This window comes from Clavibacter sp. VKM Ac-2873, from assembly GCF_015351075.1.
Lineage (GTDB): Bacteria > Actinomycetota > Actinomycetes > Actinomycetales > Microbacteriaceae > Clavibacter.
Genome location: NZ_JADKRS010000003.1, coordinates 98468 through 115441 on the forward strand (window position 1 = coordinate 98468; position 16974 = coordinate 115441).

A 16974-nucleotide genomic window follows, 5' to 3' on the forward strand; every position below is an offset into this window, starting at 1 on the left:
CGTCGGGTCACGACGCGCAGGCCGCGCTCAGCCCGCCGGCTAGGCCCGGCCGTGCTCCACGTCGAGCTCCACGCGGTCGGCGGCGAACCGCGTCACGTTGAGGAGGAGCGGCGTGCCGTCGGGCAGCGTGTTGAGCGCGCGGACCACGAGCACGACCGCGCCCGACGGCAGCTGCAGCTCCACGGACTCGGCGGCCGTCGCGAGGCGCCCGGTGACGGTGGTCACCGCCCGCAGGTAGTCGTCGACCCCGACCGCGCGGAGGGCCGTGGTCATCGAGCCGTCCGGGCGGTAGCGGTCGACGATCCCCGGCACGAGCTCGTCGACCAGCCACGAGGTGGCGCGGACGACGGGCCGGCCGTCGACCAGGCGCAGCGTCTCGAGGCGGAGCGCGGGCCGGCCGGCCAGGGCGAGGCGCTCGGCCACGTCGGCGGGCGGATCCTCGATCGCCCACTCGAGCAGCTCGCCGGACGCCCGCGCCCCGCGACCGGCGAGGCTGTCGGTGAGGCGCGTGCGCAGGCCGATGCGGTGGACGATCACGTCGTGGCGGGTGACGAACGTGCCGCTCCCCCGGCGGGAGACCACGAGCCCGTCGGCGGCGAGCGCCGCGACGGCCTGGCGCACCGTGTGCCGGTGGACCTCGAAGCGCTCGGCGAGCTCGCTCTCCGACGGCAGCTTCGCGTCGGCCGGGACCGTGCCCTGCAGGATCTCGGCGCGCAGCTCCTCCGCGATGAGCCGCCATGCGGAGTACCCGCTCGTGGATCTGCTCTGCGTCGCCATGTCCCGTCGATGCTATCGGCCGGCCGTGGCGCCGGATCCGCGCGCGGTCGTGGTCACGTTCCCCATGTGTTCACCTGCTCGCGACCGGCTCGACGCGCGCGGGCGGGTTGCCGCGCCCCGGCCGCCGCTAGCTTCGACTTATCTAGATCAGCAGACAACTCGGAAGGGGCGCGGCCATGACGACGACCACGACCAGCACGACCGGGCGGGAGGACGTCGCGGCCCGCCAGCGCTGGATGCGCGTCCTCGCCGCCGCCGACGTGGGCGCGCTCGACGCCGCATGGGCCGCGTGGGAGCCCAAGCCCGACGTGCAGCACATCCGGGGTCCGGAGGCCGGGCTCGTCATGGTCCGCGGCCGCGTCGACGCCGGCGGCGCCCGCTTCAACCTGGGCGAGGCCACCGTGACGCGCGCCACCCTGCGGCTGCACGGACCCGCCATGGCGGCGGACGCGCTCGGCAGCTCCTACGTCCTCGGATCCGACCTCGAGCACGCCCGCCTCGCGGCCCTGTTCGACGGGATGCTCCTCGACGCCGGCCTGCACGACCGCGTGCTCGCCGAGGTGGTCGCGCCGCTCGAGCGCGAGCGCGCGCAGGCGGACGCGCGACGCGCCGCCGAGGCCCGCAGCACGCTCGTCGACTTCTTCACGGTCGCCCGGGAGCACGCGTGAGCGCCGCGACGGGCCGCGCCCCCGGCATCCCCGCGCCCGGCTTCCCCGACGCGACCCGCGGCGCGCAGGCCGCCTTCCGTGCCCTCCTCGACGCGCTCGCGCACCCGACGCGCGTGCACCCGCTCACCGGCCCGGCCGAGGCGCCCGCCGGCCTCGGCGCGGGTCTCGGCGCCGTCGCGCTCACCGTCCTCGACGAGGAGTCCGCGCTCTGGCTGGATCCCCGCCGCGCGGCCGACGCGGAGGTCGTCTCCTGGCTGACGTTCCACACGGGCGTCCGGATCGTCGCCGACGCCGCCGACGCCGCCTTCGTCCTCGCCGACCCGGCGTCGCTCCCCCCGCTCGCGTCGCTGTCCGCCGGCACCGACGAGGAGCCGCACCGCTCCGCGACCGTCCTCGTCGACGTGCGCGACACCGCGGGCCCCCTGCGCCTGCGCGCCGAGGGCCCGGGGATCGACGGGCACGCGATCGCCGACGCCCCCTGGGCCGACGACGCGTTCCTCGACGCCTGGCAGGCGAACGGCCAGCGCTTCCCGCGCGGCGTCGACCTGCTCCTCGTCGACGCCGGATCCGTCGCCGGGCTCCCCCGCACCACCCGCCTCCGGGCGGCCGACCCCCGATCGGAGGCCTGACATGTACGTCGCCGTCAAGGGCGGGGAGAAGGCGATCGCCGCCGCGCACGCCCTGCTCGCCGCCGAGGGCCGTGGCGCCCCCGGATCCGCGTCGATCGAGGCCGGGCAGATCGCCGGCCAGCTCGGCGTCCTCGTGTCCCGCGTGATGACGGAGGGATCGCTGCACGACCCGGAGCTCGCCGCGCGTGCCCTCATCCAGGCGCAGGGCGACGTGCTGGAGGCCGTGACGCTGCTCCGCTCCTACCGCACGACGCTGCCGCGCTTCGGGTACACGCTGCCGGTCGACACCGCGGGGCTCCCGCCGCAGCGCCGCGTCTCCGCGACGTTCAAGGACCTGCCGGGCGGCCAGCAGCTCGGCGCGACCTTCGACTACACGCACCGCCTCTTCACCGACGCCGAGGCGGCCCCGGTGACGTCGCGCGCGGCCGAGGCGGGCGCCACCATGCCGCGCGTGGCCGACCTCCTCGGCGCGAGCGCGCTCATCGAGCCCGACTCCCACCCCGGCCAGGACGACGAGGAGCCCGCGGACATCACGCGGGAGCCCACGGTGTACCCGATGTCGCGCCCCGAGCGCCTCCAGGCCCTGGCCCGCGGCGACGAGGGGTTCCTCCTCGGCCTCGGCTACTCCACGCAGCGCGGCTTCGGCACGACGCACCCGTTCGCGGGCGAGATCCGCGTCGGCGAGGTCGAGGTGGAGCTCGACGCGCCGGAGCTCGGCTTCGCGGTGCCGCTCGGGCGGATCGAGGTCACCGAGTGCCAGATGGTCAACCAGTTCACGGGCAGCGCCGACCGGCCGGCCCAGTTCACGCGCGGCTACGGCCTCGCCTTCGGACGCGGCGAGCGCAAGGCGATGTCGATGGCGCTCGTCGACCGGGCGCTCCGGGCCGACGAGCTCGGCGAGCGCGTGACCGCCCCCGCGCAGGACGAGGAGTTCGTGATCAGCCACTGCGACAACGTGCAGGCGACGGGCTTCGTCGAGCACCTCAAGCTCCCCCACTACGTGGACTTCCAGGCCGAGCTCGTGCTCGTCCGTCGGCTGGCCCGCGAGTGGCGCGAGCGGCAGGAGGCGCCGGATGCCGCGCCGGAGGGGCCGCCCGACACGGCGCCCGTCGACGCGCCCGCCGACGCATCCGCCGACGTCCTGGCCGGAGCGGGGGCCCGCGCATGAGCACCTCCCTCATCGGCTACAACCTCGGCTACCTCGACGAGCAGACCAAGCGCATGATCCGCCGCGCGCTCCTCAAGGCCGTCGCCATCCCCGGCTTCCAGGTGCCGTTCGCGAGCCGCGAGGTGCCCATGCCGCGCGGCTGGGGCACGGGCGGCGTGCAGATCACGGCGGCGATCGTGGGCGAGGACGACGTCCTCAAGGTCATCGACCAGGGGGCGGACGACACGACGAACGCCGTCTCCATCCGCGCGTTCTTCGCCTCCGTCGCCGGGGTCGCGACGACCACGCGCACCGACGAGGCCACCGTGATCCAGACGCGGCACCGCATCCCGGAGACGCCGCTCGCCGCCGGCCAGGTCATCGTCTACCAGGTGCCCATGCCGGAGCCGCTGCGCTTCCTCGAGCCGCGCGAGACGGAGACCCGGCGCCTCCACGCGCTCGAGGAGTACGGGCTGATGTACGTGAAGCTCTACGAGGACATCGCGCGCTTCGGGCACGTCGCCAAGACGTACGACTACCCCGTGATGGTCGGCGGCCGCTACCTCATGGCGCCGTCGCCGGTCCCGAGCTTCGACAACCCGAAGATGCACATGAGCCCGGCGCTGCAGCTGTTCGGCGCCGGCCGCGAGAAGCGGATCTACGCGGTGCCGCCGTTCACGAGCGTCGAGAGCCTCGGGTTCGACGACCACCCGTTCGAGCCGCAGGCCTTCGAGGACCCGTGCGCGATCTGCGGGTCGACGGGCGTCTACCTCGACGAGGTCATCACCGACGACCGGGGCGGGGCCATGCACGTCTGCTCCGACACCGACCACTGCGAGCGCACGGCGGCTTCCGCCGCCGACGCCGCTCGCACCCACGACGAGGAGGCGCTCGCGTGAGCGACGACCGACCGCTGCTCGAGGTCCGCGGGGCCGCCCACCGCTACGGCGACCGCTACGGCTGCCGCGGCGTCGACCTCGACCTGCACCCGGGCGAGGTGCTCGCCGTGGTGGGCGAGTCGGGATCCGGGAAGTCGACCCTGCTCGGCACCCTGTCCCAGCGGCTCGCGCTCAGCGAGGGGAGCATCCGCTACCGGCTGGCCGACGGCGAGACCGTGGAGCTGGCGGACCTGTCCGAGAGCGCGGTGCGGAAGCTCTGGCGGAGCGAGTGGGGCTTCGTGCACCAGGATCCCGCCGACGGCCTGCGCATGCACGTGAGCGCGGGCGGCAACGTCGGCGAGCCGCTCATGGCGAACGGGTGGCGGCACTACGGGCGGATCCGCGAGACCGCGGCCGAGTGGCTGCAGCACGTGGAGATCCCCGTCGACCGCATCGACGACCACCCGACGACGTTCTCCGGCGGCATGCGGCAGCGGCTGCAGATCGCCCGGAACCTCGTCGTCTCGCCGCGGCTCGTCTTCATGGACGAGCCCACGAGCGGCCTCGACGTCTCCGTGCAGGCGCGCCTGCTCGACCTCATCCGCGGCCTCGTGGCGGAGCTCGGCCTGGCGGTCGTGATCGTCACCCACGACCTCGCCGTGGCCCGCCTCATCTCGCACCGCACGCTCGTGATGAAGGACGGCCGCGTCATCGAGTCCGGCCTCACGGACCGGGTGCTCGACGACCCGCAGGCCGCGTACACCCAGCTGCTCGTCTCCTCGATCCTGCAAGGATGATCCGCCCCATGACCGGACATGCGCCCGCACGGGCCCCGATGCTCACCGTCGACCGGGTCGGCAAGACCTTCACCATGCACCTGCAGGGCGGCCAGCGGCTCGCCGTGCTCGACGACCTCTCGTTCGCCGTCGGCCGCGGGGAGGCCGTCGTCCTCGGCGGCGCCTCCGGGGCCGGGAAGTCCACGGTCCTCAAGCTCGTCTACGGCAACTACCTCGCCGACCGCGGCCGCATCGTGGTGCACGCGCCGGGCGGCGAGGTCGACATGGCCACGGCGACGCCGCGCGCGGTGCTCGCCGCCCGCCGCGACGCGGTCGGCTACGTGAGCCAGTTCCTCCGCTGCGTCCCGCGCGTCGGCACGCTCGACGTGGTGGCCGAGCCGCTCGTCGAGCGGGGCGTCGACGCGGAGGAGGCCCGCGATCGCGCGGCGCGGATGCTCACGCGGCTGTCCATCCCGGAGCGGCTGTGGTCGCTGCCGCCCGCCACCTTCTCGGGCGGCGAGCAGCAGCGCGTGAACGTGGCGCGCGGGTTCCTGCCGGAGCTGCCCCTGCTGCTCCTCGACGAGCCGACCGCCTCCCTCGACGCACGGAACCGCGACGTCGTGGTGGAGCTGATCGGCGAGAAGCGCGAGGCCGGCGTCGGCATGCTCGGGATCTTCCACGACGCGGAGGTGCGCGCCGCGGTCGCCGACCGGATCGTGGACGTCGAGGCCTTCGTGCCCGCGCTCGCGGCGGCCGCGCGGTGACCCGCCACGCCGTCTACGCGCTCCCCGGGATCGGCTCCGACGACGCCACCGGACTGCTGCTGCGGGAGCGCGCCGAGGCGTGGCTCGGGCGGTCCGTCGCCGGCGGATCCCCGGCCCCCGCCCCCGCAGCTCCCGCCGGCTGGACCCGGGCCGAGGTCGACGCGATCACGGTCGACGCGCGCCGCTACGGCTTCCACGGCACCCTCAAGGCGCCCTTCCACCTGGCCGACGGGCGCGACGCCGCCGAGCTCGACGCCGCGGTCGCGGGCCTCGCGGGCGCCCGGGCCCCTGTCGCGCTGCCCGGCCTCCGGGTCGCGGCACTCGGCGGCTTCCTCGCGCTCGTGCCGACCGCGCCCTCCCCGGGTCTGGACGCGCTCGCCGCGGACGTCGTGACGGGCCTCGACGCGTTCCGCGCGCCCCCGACGGAGGCGGAGACGGCCCGCCGGGATCCGGCCTCGCTCAGCCCCCGGCAGCGCGAGCTCCTCGCCGCCTGGGGCTACCCGTACGTGCTCGACGCGTTCCGCTTCCACCTGACCCTCACCGACCGGATCCCGGCCGCCGCCCTGCCGCGCGCCGAGGCCGACCTCGCCGCGTGGTTCGCCGACGCGACGGACCGGCCGGTCGCCGTCGACGCGCTCGCCCTCGTGGTCGAGGACGCGCCCGGCGCCCCGTTCCGCCTCCGCTCCGTCCACCCGCTGCGCGCCGACCCCGACGGCCCCGCGCAGGACCCCCGCCCCGCGCACGACCCCCGCGCCGACCCGGCGCTCGACCCCGAAGGAACCCGATGACCCGCGAGACCGTCCTGCGCAACGCCCGAATCGTCCTCGAGGACGAGGTGCTGCACGGATCCGTCCTGATCCGCGACGGCCTCGTCGCGGACATCTCCCCCGGCACGCCCGGCGAGGTCGGCGGCGTCGGCGAGGACCTCGACGGCGACCTCCTGATCCCCGGCCTCGTCGAGCTGCACACCGACCACCTCGAGTCCCACGCGCAGCCCCGCCCGGGCACGCGCTGGGATCCGGTCCCCGCGGTGCTCGCGCACGACGCCCAGCTGAGCGGCGCCGGCGTCACCACGGTCTTCGACGCGATCCGCATCGGCACTCTCGAGGGCCGCGACGACGCCACCACGCTGTCCCTCTCGCTCGCCGAGGCCATCGAGCACGCCGGCGCGGAGGGGCTGCTGCGCGCCGACCACCTCATCCACCTGCGCTGCGAGGTCGCGGCGCCGGGCACCGTGGAGGAGTTCCGCGAGTTCGACCACATCGCCTCCGTCCGCCTGGCCTCGCTCATGGACCACACCCCCGGGCAGCGCCAGTACGCGGACGTCGAGGCGTTCACGCGCTACATGGTGGGCCGCGGTCGCGTGGCCGCGAGCGGCATCGGCGCCCTCATGGAGGAGCTGCGGTCCGTCGCCGAGGAGCACTCGGCACCCAACGGCGCGGCCATCGCGGCGCTCGCCACGGCCCGCGGGGTGACGCTCGCCGCCCACGACGACGCCACCGCGGTGCACGTGGCGGAGTCCGCGGCGCTCGGGGTGCGCATCTCCGAGTTCCCGACCACCGTGGTCGCCGCCCGCGCCGCGCGCGCACACGGCCAGCTCATCGTGATGGGCGCGCCGAACATCGTGCGCGGCGGCAGCCAGTCGGGCAACGTGGCGGCGACCGAGGTGCTCGCGCTCGGCCTCCTCGACATCCTCTCCTCCGACTACGTGCCCGCGAGCCCGCTGCAGGCGATCGTGCAGCTCGACGCGGACGGGATCCTGCCCCTCACCGCGGGCGCGAAGCTCGTCAGCGGCAACCCCGCCCGGGCTGTGGGGTTCGACGACCGCGGCGCGATCCGGGTGGGCGCGCGCGCCGACCTGGTGCGCGTGCACCGCCACCGCATGGCCCCGAGCGAGCGGCACCCGGGCGGCCGGACCGTGCCCGTGGTCCGCGCGGTCCTGCGTCGCGGAGCGCGGGTGTCGTGACGGACCCGCGCCATCCCGGACCCCGCGACCCCGCGCCCATCGGCCCCGGCCCCTTCGTCGCCGTCGTCGGCGCCAGCGGCGTCGGCAAGGACGCCCTCCTCGCCGCCGCCCGCGCGGCGAGCGGCCCGGAGGCGGAGTTCCCGCGCCGTGCCATCACCCGCCCGCCCGGGCCGGGCGAGGACTTCGACGCCGTCGGCGAGGAGGAGTTCGCCGCGGCGGAGGCGCGCGGCGCGTTCGCCGTCACCTGGCGCGCGCACGACCTGCGCTACGGGATCCCCGCCGCGGCCGACGACGCCGTGCGCCGCGGCGCCGCCGTGGTCGCCAACGTGTCCCGCGGCATGCTCGACGTCCTCGACGCGCGCTACGCCCGGCTCGTGGTGGTGCGGATCACGGTGTCCGACGAGGTGCGCGCCCACCGCCTGCGCGCCCGCGGCCGCGAGCCCGCCGACGACATCGCCCGCCGGCTCGCGCGCGCGGATCCCGCGCCCGGCCGCGTCGCCGACCACGAGGTCCGGAACCACGGCACGGTCCAGGAGGGCGGCGACGCCCTGCTCCGCGTGATCACGGCGGCCCTCGCGGCCCCGTCCGCCGCGTCGGGCGCGCCGTGCCTCCGCCCCGCGGCCGACGCCACCACCACCCACCCCCTCGACCCCGCGCCCCGCGGACGGACGGAGACCCCATGACCGCGAAGCTCACCGAGGAGCCCGTGATCGGCCCCGACGTCGCCATGACCGGCAGCGAGCTCGGCCGCTGGACCCAGATCGGCGCCGCCACGCGCCTGCTTGACACCGTGATCGGCGACTACAGCTACTGCGACCGGCTGTGCGACTTCGCGCACGTCGACGTGGGCCGCTTCTCCAACATCGCGAGCGCGGTGCGGATCGGCGCCACCGACCACCCGCTCGACCGGGCGACCCTGCACCACTTCATGTACCGCAGCACCATGTACTGGGACGACGCGGAGGACGACGCCGAGTTCTTCGCGCACCGCCGCTCCCGCCGCACGAGCATCGGCCACGACACGTGGATCGGGCACGGCGCCATGATCAAGCCGGGCGTGCGCGTCGGGGACGGCGCGGTCGTCGCGGCCGGCGCCGTCGTCACGCGCGACGTGCCGGACTACGCCATCGTCGCGGGCGTGCCCGCCACCGTGATCCGCTTCCGCCAGCCGCCGGAGATCGCCGCGCGCCTGCAGCGCCTCGCCTGGTGGGACTGGGACCACCAGACCCTCCGCGACAGGCTCCCCGACTTCCGGGCCCTGCCGACGGAGGCGTTCCTGGAGCGGTACGAGGGCTGACGCGCCGCGACGGGCTCAGCCGGGCCCGTCGCTGGCGGCGGCCAGCAGCGGCACGAGGATCCCGCCGATCGGCATCGGCAGGCCGAGCGCCCGGCCCCGGCGGAGGATCACGCCGTTGCGCGCCGCCCACTCCAGCGGCCGGCCGGCCACCCGGTCGGCGAGGATCGAGGTGCCCTGGTCGGCGGGGGCCGCGCGGAAGTCGTCGACGATCCGGTCGGCCACGCCGTCGTCGAGCACGGCGCCCTCGGCGCGCGCCACCTCGAGGCACTCCCGCGCGTAGGCCCGGGCGAGGTCCGCGACGTCGTCCCGCCGGAACACGCCGGCCCGGCGGCCGGTGGCGGCCATGATCCCCGCGACCGCGTTCTGCACGAGCTTCCGCCAGGCGGCCGTCGTGAAGTCGGCCGCGAGCTCGACCCGGCACCGGCCGCCGGCGAGCGCGTCCACGGCGACGCGGGACGCCGGCACGTCCGGCAGCGTGAGGCGCGGGGTGCCGCGGAGCAGCACGGATCCGTCGGCCAGCGCCTCCGCCGGGAACCACACCACCGCGGGCACGACCGCGCAGCCCGGGACGTGCGGCGCGACGTCCTCCACCTGCTCGATCCCGTTCTGCAGCACGACGACCACCGTGCCCGCGTGGCACAGGGCCCGGAGCCACGGCGCCGCCGCCTCGACCTGCGTGGCCTTCACCGCGAGCAGCACGAGGTCGACGGGCGCGGTGATGCCGGCCGGATCCGTGCGCACGGGCCCGGGGACCGCGATGGTCGTCCCGTCCTCCGTGCGCAGCGCGAGCCGCTCGCGCGCGGTGCGCCCGCAGAGGAGCAGCGGCACCCCCGCCTCGTGCAGCGCGGCGGCGACGGACGTGCCGATCGCGCCCGGGCCGACGACGGCGACGGCCGGCCGGCCCGCCGTCACCGGTAGACGCGCCGCAGCCAGGCGGCGAGGCCCTCCACGGCGAGCACGCTCACGAACACCATGGCGACGAGGGTCGTCACCTGCCCGTGCAGGGTCATCACCGAGGACGCGTTCGTGAGGTGGAACCCGATCCCGCTGCCGCCGACGATGCCGAGGATCGTGGCCGCCCGGATGTTCGTGTCGACCAGGTAGAGCGAGTTCCCGACGAGCGACGGCAGGCCCTGCGGCCAGGTCGCCGCGAGGAAGCGCTGCCCGCGCGTCGCGCCGACCGCGGTGAGGGCCCGCTCGGGACCCGCGCCCACCTCCTCGAAGGAGTCCGCGATGAGCTTGCCGAGGAGCCCGACGCCGCCGAACGCGAGCGCGACCACCCCAGCCTGGTTGCCGAGGCCCGTGATCATGATGAGGAGGATCGCGAGCACCAGCTCCGGCACGCCGCGGAAGATGACGAGCACGACGCGCGAGGCGTTCCGCACGGCGGGGGTCGGGGCGACGTTCCGCGCGGCCAGGGATCCCACGACCAGCGCGAGCACCACGGACAGCAGCGCCGCGGCGAACGCCACCTGGATCGTGACGAGCAGCGCGTCGGCGAACTCGCCGAACGTGTGCGTGCCGGTGCTCGGCGGCCAGAAGCTCTGGAAGGTCGGCCCCACGTACTCCCACGTGATCTGGCTGAGGTCGACGTCCGCCATGAGGTACCCGCCGACGATGACGACCACCGCGAGCGCCGACCACGCGACGGTGCGCACCCGGTCGGGCGTCCACGGGCGCCGCTGCATCGACTCGATTGTGACCGCGCGCGCCGGCGCGGCGCTCCGCGAGCCCGCGGCGTCGGCGCGGTCCCGCGTGAGGCGCCGCACGATCCGGTCGCCGAGCCCGCGGCCGGAGGGCCGCACGCCGAGCGCGCTGCGGCGGATGGAAGACGACACGACCTCGAGCAGCACGCACAGCGCGAAGATGATGATGGCGATGCCGATCCCGCGGCCGTAGCCCTCCGGGAACTGGCCGAACGCGACCTTCATCGCGTAGCCGAGGCCGCCCACGCCGGCGTAGCCGAGGATCGCGGATCCGCGGAGGTTGATGTCGAAGCGGTGCAGCACCGTGGCGATCCACGAGGGCAGCACCTGCGGGAACACGCCGGACCAGAACTCCTGGGCGCGCGTGCCGCCCGTGGTGCGGATCGCGCGCTGCGGGCCCTCGTCGACCTGCTCGATGGCGTCGGCGAAGAGCTTCGAGATCATGCCGATCGAGTGGATCCCGATGGCGAGGATGCCCGGCAGCGGGCTGCCGAGCGTGAAGGCGAGGGCGAACGCCAGGGCGAGCACCACGTCGGGCACCGCGCGCGTGACCACGCCGATCGTGCGGCCGAGGCCGCGCAGCCACGGCGCCGGCGCGGTGTTCCGCGCCGACGCGTAGGCGACCGGGACGGAGACGAGCGCGGCGGCGAGCGTGCCGAGCACGACGATGCCGAGCGTCAGCCCGATGAGGTACGCGAGGTCCGCGGGCGCCGGGAAGCTGATCGGGTCCATGCGCGTGAACACCTTCGCGGCGTTCCCGACGCTGCGGAGGACGTTCGACCAGGTGAAGTCGAGCGTCGTCAGCGCGTGGATCGCGAAGGCGACCATCGCGAGGACCACGACGAGCGCGAGCGCCTTCTGCGGGTCGGGCCGCCGGCGCGGGGCGCGCCCCTCGACGTCCGGGAGGACGCCGGCCGGGGCCGGGCCCGGGCGCTCGGCGACCGCGGTCACCGGGTGCCGTCCGCGCGCACGTCGAGCGGCTCCTCGAACGGCAGCACGTCGCCGAGCTCGGTGGCGATGGCGGCGAGCGCGGAGGTCGTCGACGCGACGCGCCCGTAGATCTCCATCACCTGGGCCTTGCCGATGCCGCGCGTGGGGGTGTCGAGCACGACCTCGCCGTGCCGGAGCCCGACGATGCGGTCGCCCCAGCCGAGCGCGAGGTCCACCTGGTGGAGGCTGCACACCACGGTGAGGCCGTCGTCGGCGGCGATCTCGCGGATGAGGCGCATCACCTGCTCGCTGGACTCGGGGTCCAGGCTCGCGACGGGCTCGTCGGCGAGCAGGATCTCGGGCCGCTGCATGAGCGCGCGCGCGATGGCGACGCGCTGCTGCTGCCCGCCGGAGAGCCGGTCGGCGCGCTCGTAGGCCTTCTCGAGCAGGCCCACGCGGTCGAGGTGGCCGAGCGCCTCGGTGCGCGCGGCGCGGGGGTACGTCCAGATGCCCAGGCGCGGCCCGCGGAGACGGCCGAGCGCCCCGGTGAGGACGTTCTCGAGCACGGTCAGCGAGGGCACGAGCTCGAACTGCTGGAAGATCATCGCGACCCGGCCGCGGAGGGCGCGGAGGTCCTGCTGCCCGAGGGCGGCGACGTCCTGGTCGAAGACGCGGACGCTGCCGGCGGTCGGCAGCTCGAGGCCGTCCAGGTGCCGGAGGAGGGTCGACTTGCCCGACCCGGACAGGCCGAGGAGCACGACGACCTCCCCGCGCTCGACGGTGAGGTCGACGTCGTGGAGCGCCCGCGTGCTGCCGAAGTCCTTGGTGACCCCGGAGACGGAGACGAGCGGGGAGGTCGTCGTGCCGGTCATGGTCGGATCAGTCCGTCCGCGTCACTTCGCGCACTTGGCGGCGGCGATGGAGTCGCAGAGGTCCGCGATGCCCTTGTAGTAGGAGACGTCCTCCGGCTGGGCGCCGAAGTAGCCCTTCGTGAAGCCGTCGGTCAGCGGGACGCCGGAGGCCTTGATCGCGTCGAGCGTCGCGCCCTGGAGCGCCGTGGTGAGCTTCGCCTTCACGTCGGCCGGCAGCGCCGAGGAGATGGAGAGCGGCCCGCCGGGCACGTACTCCTTGCCGATGACGGTGAGCTTGCCTGCAGCAGCCTCGGGCTCGACGATCGAGTCCTCGGCGAATCCGACGTCGCACTGGCCGGACGCGACCGCCTGCGCCGACTTGTCGTGCGCGCCCGCGAAGAAGGGCGTGAAGTCCGCGAACTGCGGGTTGCCGTTGGCGTCGGCGCCCGTGCTCGTGACGTCGAGGCCGGCCTTCTGCAGCTGGTAGAGGCCGAAGAGGAAGCCGGAGGTGGAGTTCGGGTCGACGAAGCAGACCGTCTTGCCCTTGGCGCCCGCGAGATCGGTGATCGAGGAGCCCTTGGGCACGATCGCCTCGGAGTAGTAGCCGGGGTCGGTGACGTCCTTCGAGGTGAGGGCCGCGGCGACGGGCTCGATCTCGGCGCCCTTGTTCGACGCCATGACGTACTGCAGGGCGCCCGAGCTCATCAGGTCGATCTTGCCGGCGACGGCCGCGGCGATGAGCGCGGTGTAGTCGGCCGTCGGGTAGTACTCGACCTTGAGGCCGGTCTCCTTGGCGATGTAGTCCTCGAGCGGCTTGTTGTTCGAGTCGGAGCCGGCCTGGTCGGGCGTGGCGCCGAAGACGAGGGTGCCCTCGGACTTGGCCCAGGTGCCCGAGGTGTCGGCGGATGCGGCCGACGCGTCGGAGCCTCCGGCCGAGCAGCCGGAGAGCGCGAGGGCGGCGACGAGCGCGGAGGCCGCGAGGGCTCCGATGCGGGTGCGGGGGGACAGGGACATGGACGTGCCTCTCGAGTCGGGACCCGCGGGCGGAGGTGGGGAGGCCACGGGTCGATGCCGACTCTAGGAACGCGCGAGGGAAGCGGCGTGCCGCCCAGATGGCGCATCCGTGAACTTGTCCGGAAGAGCAGACATCTCGCTCCGGAGCGCGCGGCCTCAGCCCATGTCGGAGCCGAGCTCGACCTCCGTGAAGATCGAGCGCCTTCAGCGGTCTAGGGCTGGATGCGGGACGGAGGACACGACTGAATGGCGCACCTACTCCCCAACGCCGTTAGCGCGGGACTTGATACCAGCCAGTTGAACGCCACTATTCACTAGTCTCGAACGAGCTGATCCCTCCACGCGCGAGCCGACGCCTGAATTCCCTGAAGCGCTCGCAGTGCATTACCGACAGCATGGCTCATGGGACGCAAATGCCGCGAAATATTGCCCATCATTGTGAGCTGTTCTTCAACCACGTCTGCCCCAGGAAGCTCAAGGGAACGCACCAAGCCGTCCAGCGATTCGAACATGCCCCTTCTCGCACTCGCGTCCGGAGAATCACGAACGATGATTGCGGCTCGTGCAATAGCTGAATCATAATCAGCCCACACTTCTGCCAGCCTTTTTGTGGCGACTTCCACGCCTTCAACAGGGACAGCCAGGTCGGCACCAAGTTTGGCCATCTGGGCTGCCCCCGCGTAGGTAGGCGTAGGGCGCGAAGTCGGCCTGTCAGTGAAGACCGCTCCAAGGCGGTCGAACGCGTTCTTGAAGCCCCCGGTTGCCTCCTCAAGGGCGCCCTGGCGTGCCTCTAGAGCCTCCATAACCTCAAGGAGATCGCGATCATCCTCTTGCTCGCGCGGCTTAGCTACAGCCTCGCTTCCTGACGCGTCTCGGGCATCCACAGTTGCCTTTAGACGCGTGGCAACCTCTTCCAGCAGCTGGTCATATTCAATGGAATTGGGCACCAATCGACGAATCTCGCCAACATCCAGAAACTGCGTAGAAGCAATTTTTGACAAGACCGGATCATCGGCGGCAACAACGTCTGTCGAGCTAACGTCAACCCACACAAGGGGCAGAAGGAGGCGCGGCTCCTCCTCGCGCTGAGCTGCGGCACTGAACTGCAAAAACTCGGAGCGGCAGGCTTGGCTCTGTAGATAACGTGGCGTGACCACCGCGAGAAGGAAGGACGTGCTCTGCGTCTCATCGAGGAGACGCGCTCGCCAATCCACACCCCATTCGAGGCTGTCCCTATCTACAAAGAGCGATATCTTTCGACCAAAAAGGAAATCGTAGTACGCGACGAGATCCTTTGCGAACTGCACAATGCGTCCACGGCTGTGCTCATCGTCGGAATGAACGTAACTCAGGAACATCGTTGCATCCGCCGCCCCCGGGGCAGACAGGCTCCCATTACTAGAGAGTTGGTCATTCATTTGAAGAGCCCTTTCGAGGTTTGAAGATTGAGCAGAAGCAGAGACGAAACCGGAATCATCAGCGAGTGCCGCGACGGGGATAGCCCAGATATTTTCGGCGAGTTGAATCGTTTCAGAGCCGGTGTAGAAGATGAATCCACGATGCAGTCCACGACTGCGGCGAAGAGCTTCCAATGATGCCGCGTCTCGAGGATGCACACTCTTAGACGCCTTAACTTCTATACCCACGACCCGGTCACTTTGATCCACGAGCACGAGATCAACTTCGAACGATGAGCCACTCGCCTGCCTCCAGAAGTACGGCTGAATCCCCAATTCGGACCATCCTGCAGCGGCGAGAACTTGATTAACTACATGGCTCTCGAGCACCGCGCCGAACGCCTCCCGATTTGCGAGCAAATCGACGCCCGCCCGATGCAACGACTCGATAGAAAATGACGTATCGACGGGGTGAATCTTAGCTCTCGCATGGCTTTGGCGAGACGGCGTTGTGGCTAAATTGGGCAGCCAGTGCACCAGGAACAAACGCTCGAACACACCCAGGTAGCGATCCACAGTGCGCCTATCCACATCGAGCCGCGCGGATATACGGCTGGCATTGAAAATTGCACCGGGCGAACGGAGAAGGTCGTCGAGAGCAGAATGCGCCGAGAATGCGTCGATACCTATGCCCGGCAACAAAGTATCGCCGAGGACCGCCTGAACATCGGAGCGAATCTGCTCGAAAGACTGTCGTTGCGTCCGAATCCGTCTAGGAAGAACCTGCCCCGGAAAGCCACCTACACGCATGATGGAGAGAAGATCACTGTCGTCTTGCGCGCCAAAGCGTCGCATAATGACGTCGCTGTCGAACATATGGTCGACAATAGAGCCGGCAAGGCCCGCGATTTCCCACTGAGTAAGCGGGTACATGACGAATCGGCGCGACCGCCGCGTGAGCGGATCGGCTCCACCCAGACCCGTCCGCCCGATGGAGGCGGAACCGGTAAGCACAAAGTGCGTCTCGGGGAGGAGGCCGTCCACTACCTCCTTGAGCAAGAGCGGGAGATCCGGAAGCAACTGAGCCTCGTCAATGATCGCAGGACGCGGCAAACGTTCAAGCCAGGACTTCTGGTCAGATTTAGCGAGTGCGAGCGTAGCCGGGTCGGCAAGGGAGGCATAGGAGTAGCCGGCACTCTCCAATCGGTTTCTGACCAGCGTTGTCTTCCCGACCGCCCTAGCCCCCTCCAGGATGAGCACAGGCACTCCGCTGGCGCTAAGGAGCCGGTCACCGAGAGGCCGTCGCAGGATAGATGTCATGCGAGGAACTATACACGGCAAGTGCTACGAATTGGACATCTCGCGATCATCTTGTCATGTCGGAGCCCAGCTCGACCTCCGTGAAGATCGAGCCGAGCCGGACGCCCGCGGGCGGCGACATGTCCGCGCCGAGCTCCGGGAAGCGGTGCGCGAAGACCTCGGCGTCGTCCTCGGGGTGGTACCCGATGGCCTCGCCCGCCGCGAGCGACACCCAGCGGCGGGTGTTCCGGGAGACGCCCCAGACGATCCGGTGGCCGGGCTCGTCCCACCGCAGCACGGCCTCCACGAGCCGCGCCGCGTCGCCCGAGGAGAGCCAGGTCGAGATGCTGCGGGCCTGCGACGGCTCGGGCTCGTGCGTCATGATCCGCGCGCTCACCACGACGTGCCCGTGCCGGTCGGCGTAGAGGCTGCCGAGGCCCTCCAGCAGCACCTTGCTCAGGCCGTAGAAGGTGTCGGGCCGGGGCGCGGGGACGTCCTCGCGCGCCGCATCGGTCGCGGGGAGGAAGCCGACGGCGTGGATGGAGCTGGCCGCGAGGATCCGCGGCACCCCCGCCCGCACGACCGCCTCGTGCACCGCGTGCGCGCCGTCGTTGTTCACCCGCTGGATCGCCTCCCACGGCCGCTCGGCCGCGTGCGCCGCGAGGTGCACCACGAGATCGGACCCGCGGAACGCCTCCGCGCACGCGTCGCCGTCGGTCGTGTCGACGATCCGGGAGGTCTCCCCCGGCGCGAGCGGCGTCGGCGGCGCCACCACGTCGAGCAGCCGGAGCTCGTGCCCGGCGGCGAGGAGCAGGGGGCGGATGCTCGTGGCGATGCGCCCGGATCCTCCCGTGATCGTGATCGTGGCCATGTCG

17 protein-coding genes are annotated in these 16974 nt (G+C 72.5%); 10 read left to right on the plus strand and 7 right to left on the minus strand.

What is annotated here, in order from left to right; all coding sequences use genetic code 11:
- Positions 1-39: 39 nt before the first annotated feature.
- Complete coding sequence (gene phnF / locus ITJ44_RS10390) at positions 40-777, minus strand: phosphonate metabolism transcriptional regulator PhnF (RefSeq protein ID WP_194635234.1); 738 nt, start codon at positions 775-777, stop codon at positions 40-42.
- 176 nt (positions 778-953) lie between these two features.
- On the opposite strand from phnF, the gene phnG reads away from it, so the two are divergent.
- From phnG to ITJ44_RS10440, 10 genes are read left to right on the plus strand one after another with little or no spacing between them, the layout of a single operon-like run.
- Positions 954-1445 carry a phosphonate C-P lyase system protein PhnG gene (gene phnG / locus ITJ44_RS10395; protein ID WP_194635236.1) on the plus strand — a complete coding sequence of 164 codons (492 nt, stop codon included), beginning with the start codon at positions 954-956 and terminating at the stop codon, positions 1443-1445.
- On the plus strand, positions 1442-2074 hold the full coding sequence (phnH, locus tag ITJ44_RS10400) for a phosphonate C-P lyase system protein PhnH (protein WP_194635238.1): 633 nt from the start codon (positions 1442-1444) through the stop codon (positions 2072-2074). Before phnG ends, phnH begins: the two co-directional genes overlap by 4 nt.
- 1 nt (position 2075) lies before the next feature.
- Entirely contained in the window at positions 2076-3242 is a 1167-nt protein-coding gene (locus ITJ44_RS10405; protein WP_228494972.1) for a carbon-phosphorus lyase complex subunit PhnI, read from the plus strand.
- Positions 3239-4120 carry an alpha-D-ribose 1-methylphosphonate 5-phosphate C-P-lyase PhnJ gene (locus tag ITJ44_RS10410; RefSeq protein WP_194635240.1) on the plus strand — a complete coding sequence of 294 codons (882 nt, stop codon included), beginning with the start codon at positions 3239-3241 and terminating at the stop codon, positions 4118-4120. Before ITJ44_RS10405 ends, ITJ44_RS10410 begins: the two co-directional genes overlap by 4 nt.
- Positions 4117-4896 carry a phosphonate C-P lyase system protein PhnK gene (gene phnK / locus ITJ44_RS10415; RefSeq protein WP_194635242.1) on the plus strand — a complete coding sequence of 260 codons (780 nt, stop codon included), beginning with the start codon at positions 4117-4119 and terminating at the stop codon, positions 4894-4896. Before ITJ44_RS10410 ends, phnK begins: the two co-directional genes overlap by 4 nt.
- An 8-nt stretch (positions 4897-4904) precedes the next feature.
- Complete coding sequence (gene phnL / locus ITJ44_RS10420) at positions 4905-5639, plus strand: phosphonate C-P lyase system protein PhnL (protein ID WP_228494973.1); 735 nt, start codon at positions 4905-4907, stop codon at positions 5637-5639.
- Positions 5636-6427, plus strand: coding sequence for a DUF1045 domain-containing protein (locus ITJ44_RS10425; RefSeq protein WP_194635246.1), 792 nt, complete (start codon positions 5636-5638; stop codon positions 6425-6427). The genes phnL and ITJ44_RS10425 overlap by 4 nt, the downstream gene beginning before the upstream one ends.
- Positions 6424-7605, plus strand: a complete 1182-nt coding sequence (locus tag ITJ44_RS10430; RefSeq protein WP_194635248.1) for an alpha-D-ribose 1-methylphosphonate 5-triphosphate diphosphatase — start codon at positions 6424-6426, stop codon at positions 7603-7605. Before ITJ44_RS10425 ends, ITJ44_RS10430 begins: the two co-directional genes overlap by 4 nt.
- Positions 7602-8288, plus strand: a complete 687-nt coding sequence (gene phnN, locus ITJ44_RS10435; protein WP_194635250.1) for a phosphonate metabolism protein/1,5-bisphosphokinase (PRPP-forming) PhnN — start codon at positions 7602-7604, stop codon at positions 8286-8288. The genes ITJ44_RS10430 and phnN overlap by 4 nt, the downstream gene beginning before the upstream one ends.
- Positions 8285-8902: a DapH/DapD/GlmU-related protein gene (locus tag ITJ44_RS10440; RefSeq protein WP_194635252.1), complete on the plus strand. Its 618-nt coding sequence runs from the start codon at positions 8285-8287 to the stop codon at positions 8900-8902. The genes phnN and ITJ44_RS10440 overlap by 4 nt, the downstream gene beginning before the upstream one ends.
- A 15-nt stretch (positions 8903-8917) precedes the next feature.
- Here ITJ44_RS10440 and ITJ44_RS10445 read toward each other — a convergent pair whose 3' ends face one another.
- The 6 genes from ITJ44_RS10445 to ITJ44_RS10470 all read right to left on the minus strand — a co-directional run bounded on the left by ITJ44_RS10445 (position 8918) and on the right by ITJ44_RS10470 (position 16970).
- Positions 8918-9814: an oxidoreductase gene (locus ITJ44_RS10445; protein ID WP_194635254.1), complete on the minus strand. Its 897-nt coding sequence runs from the start codon at positions 9812-9814 to the stop codon at positions 8918-8920.
- The gene (locus ITJ44_RS10450) at positions 9811-11559 is read right to left on the minus strand and encodes an ABC transporter permease subunit (protein WP_194635256.1); all 1749 of its coding nucleotides are present in this window, start codon (positions 11557-11559) and stop codon (positions 9811-9813) included. The genes ITJ44_RS10445 and ITJ44_RS10450 overlap by 4 nt, the downstream gene beginning before the upstream one ends.
- Positions 11556-12410: a phosphonate ABC transporter ATP-binding protein gene (gene phnC, locus ITJ44_RS10455; protein WP_194635258.1), complete on the minus strand. Its 855-nt coding sequence runs from the start codon at positions 12408-12410 to the stop codon at positions 11556-11558. Before phnC ends, ITJ44_RS10450 begins: the two co-directional genes overlap by 4 nt.
- A gap of 21 nt (positions 12411-12431) precedes the next feature.
- A complete protein-coding gene (locus tag ITJ44_RS10460) occupies positions 12432-13403 on the minus strand; it encodes a phosphate/phosphite/phosphonate ABC transporter substrate-binding protein (RefSeq protein WP_194635260.1) in 972 nt (323 codons plus the stop codon).
- 314 nt (positions 13404-13717) lie between these two features.
- The gene (locus tag ITJ44_RS10465; protein WP_194635262.1) at positions 13718-16120 is read right to left on the minus strand and encodes an AAA family ATPase; all 2403 of its coding nucleotides are present in this window, start codon (positions 16118-16120) and stop codon (positions 13718-13720) included.
- A gap of 46 nt (positions 16121-16166) precedes the next feature.
- Positions 16167-16970 carry an NAD(P)-dependent oxidoreductase gene (locus tag ITJ44_RS10470; RefSeq protein WP_194635263.1) on the minus strand — a complete coding sequence of 268 codons (804 nt, stop codon included), beginning with the start codon at positions 16968-16970 and terminating at the stop codon, positions 16167-16169.
- Positions 16971-16974 lie beyond the last annotated feature (4 nt).

Coding starts and splice junctions, on each gene's coding strand:
- ITJ44_RS10405 (WP_228494972.1), top strand. CDS start 2,076: ATGTACGTCGCCGTCAAGGGCGGGGAGAAGGCGATCGCCGCCGCGCAC.
- phnG (WP_194635236.1), top strand. CDS start 954: ATGACGACGACCACGACCAGCACGACCGGGCGGGAGGACGTCGCGGCC.
- ITJ44_RS10465 (WP_194635262.1), bottom strand. CDS start 16,120: ATGACATCTATCCTGCGACGGCCTCTCGGTGACCGGCTCCTTAGCGCC.
- ITJ44_RS10410 (WP_194635240.1), top strand. CDS start 3,239: ATGAGCACCTCCCTCATCGGCTACAACCTCGGCTACCTCGACGAGCAG.
- phnF (WP_194635234.1), bottom strand. CDS start 777: ATGGCGACGCAGAGCAGATCCACGAGCGGGTACTCCGCATGGCGGCTC.
- ITJ44_RS10430 (WP_194635248.1), top strand. CDS start 6,424: ATGACCCGCGAGACCGTCCTGCGCAACGCCCGAATCGTCCTCGAGGAC.
- ITJ44_RS10440 (WP_194635252.1), top strand. CDS start 8,285: ATGACCGCGAAGCTCACCGAGGAGCCCGTGATCGGCCCCGACGTCGCC.
- ITJ44_RS10460 (WP_194635260.1), bottom strand. CDS start 13,403: ATGTCCCTGTCCCCCCGCACCCGCATCGGAGCCCTCGCGGCCTCCGCG.
- phnC (WP_194635258.1), bottom strand. CDS start 12,410: ATGACCGGCACGACGACCTCCCCGCTCGTCTCCGTCTCCGGGGTCACC.
- phnL (WP_228494973.1), top strand. CDS start 4,905: ATGACCGGACATGCGCCCGCACGGGCCCCGATGCTCACCGTCGACCGG.
- ITJ44_RS10470 (WP_194635263.1), bottom strand. CDS start 16,970: ATGGCCACGATCACGATCACGGGAGGATCCGGGCGCATCGCCACGAGC.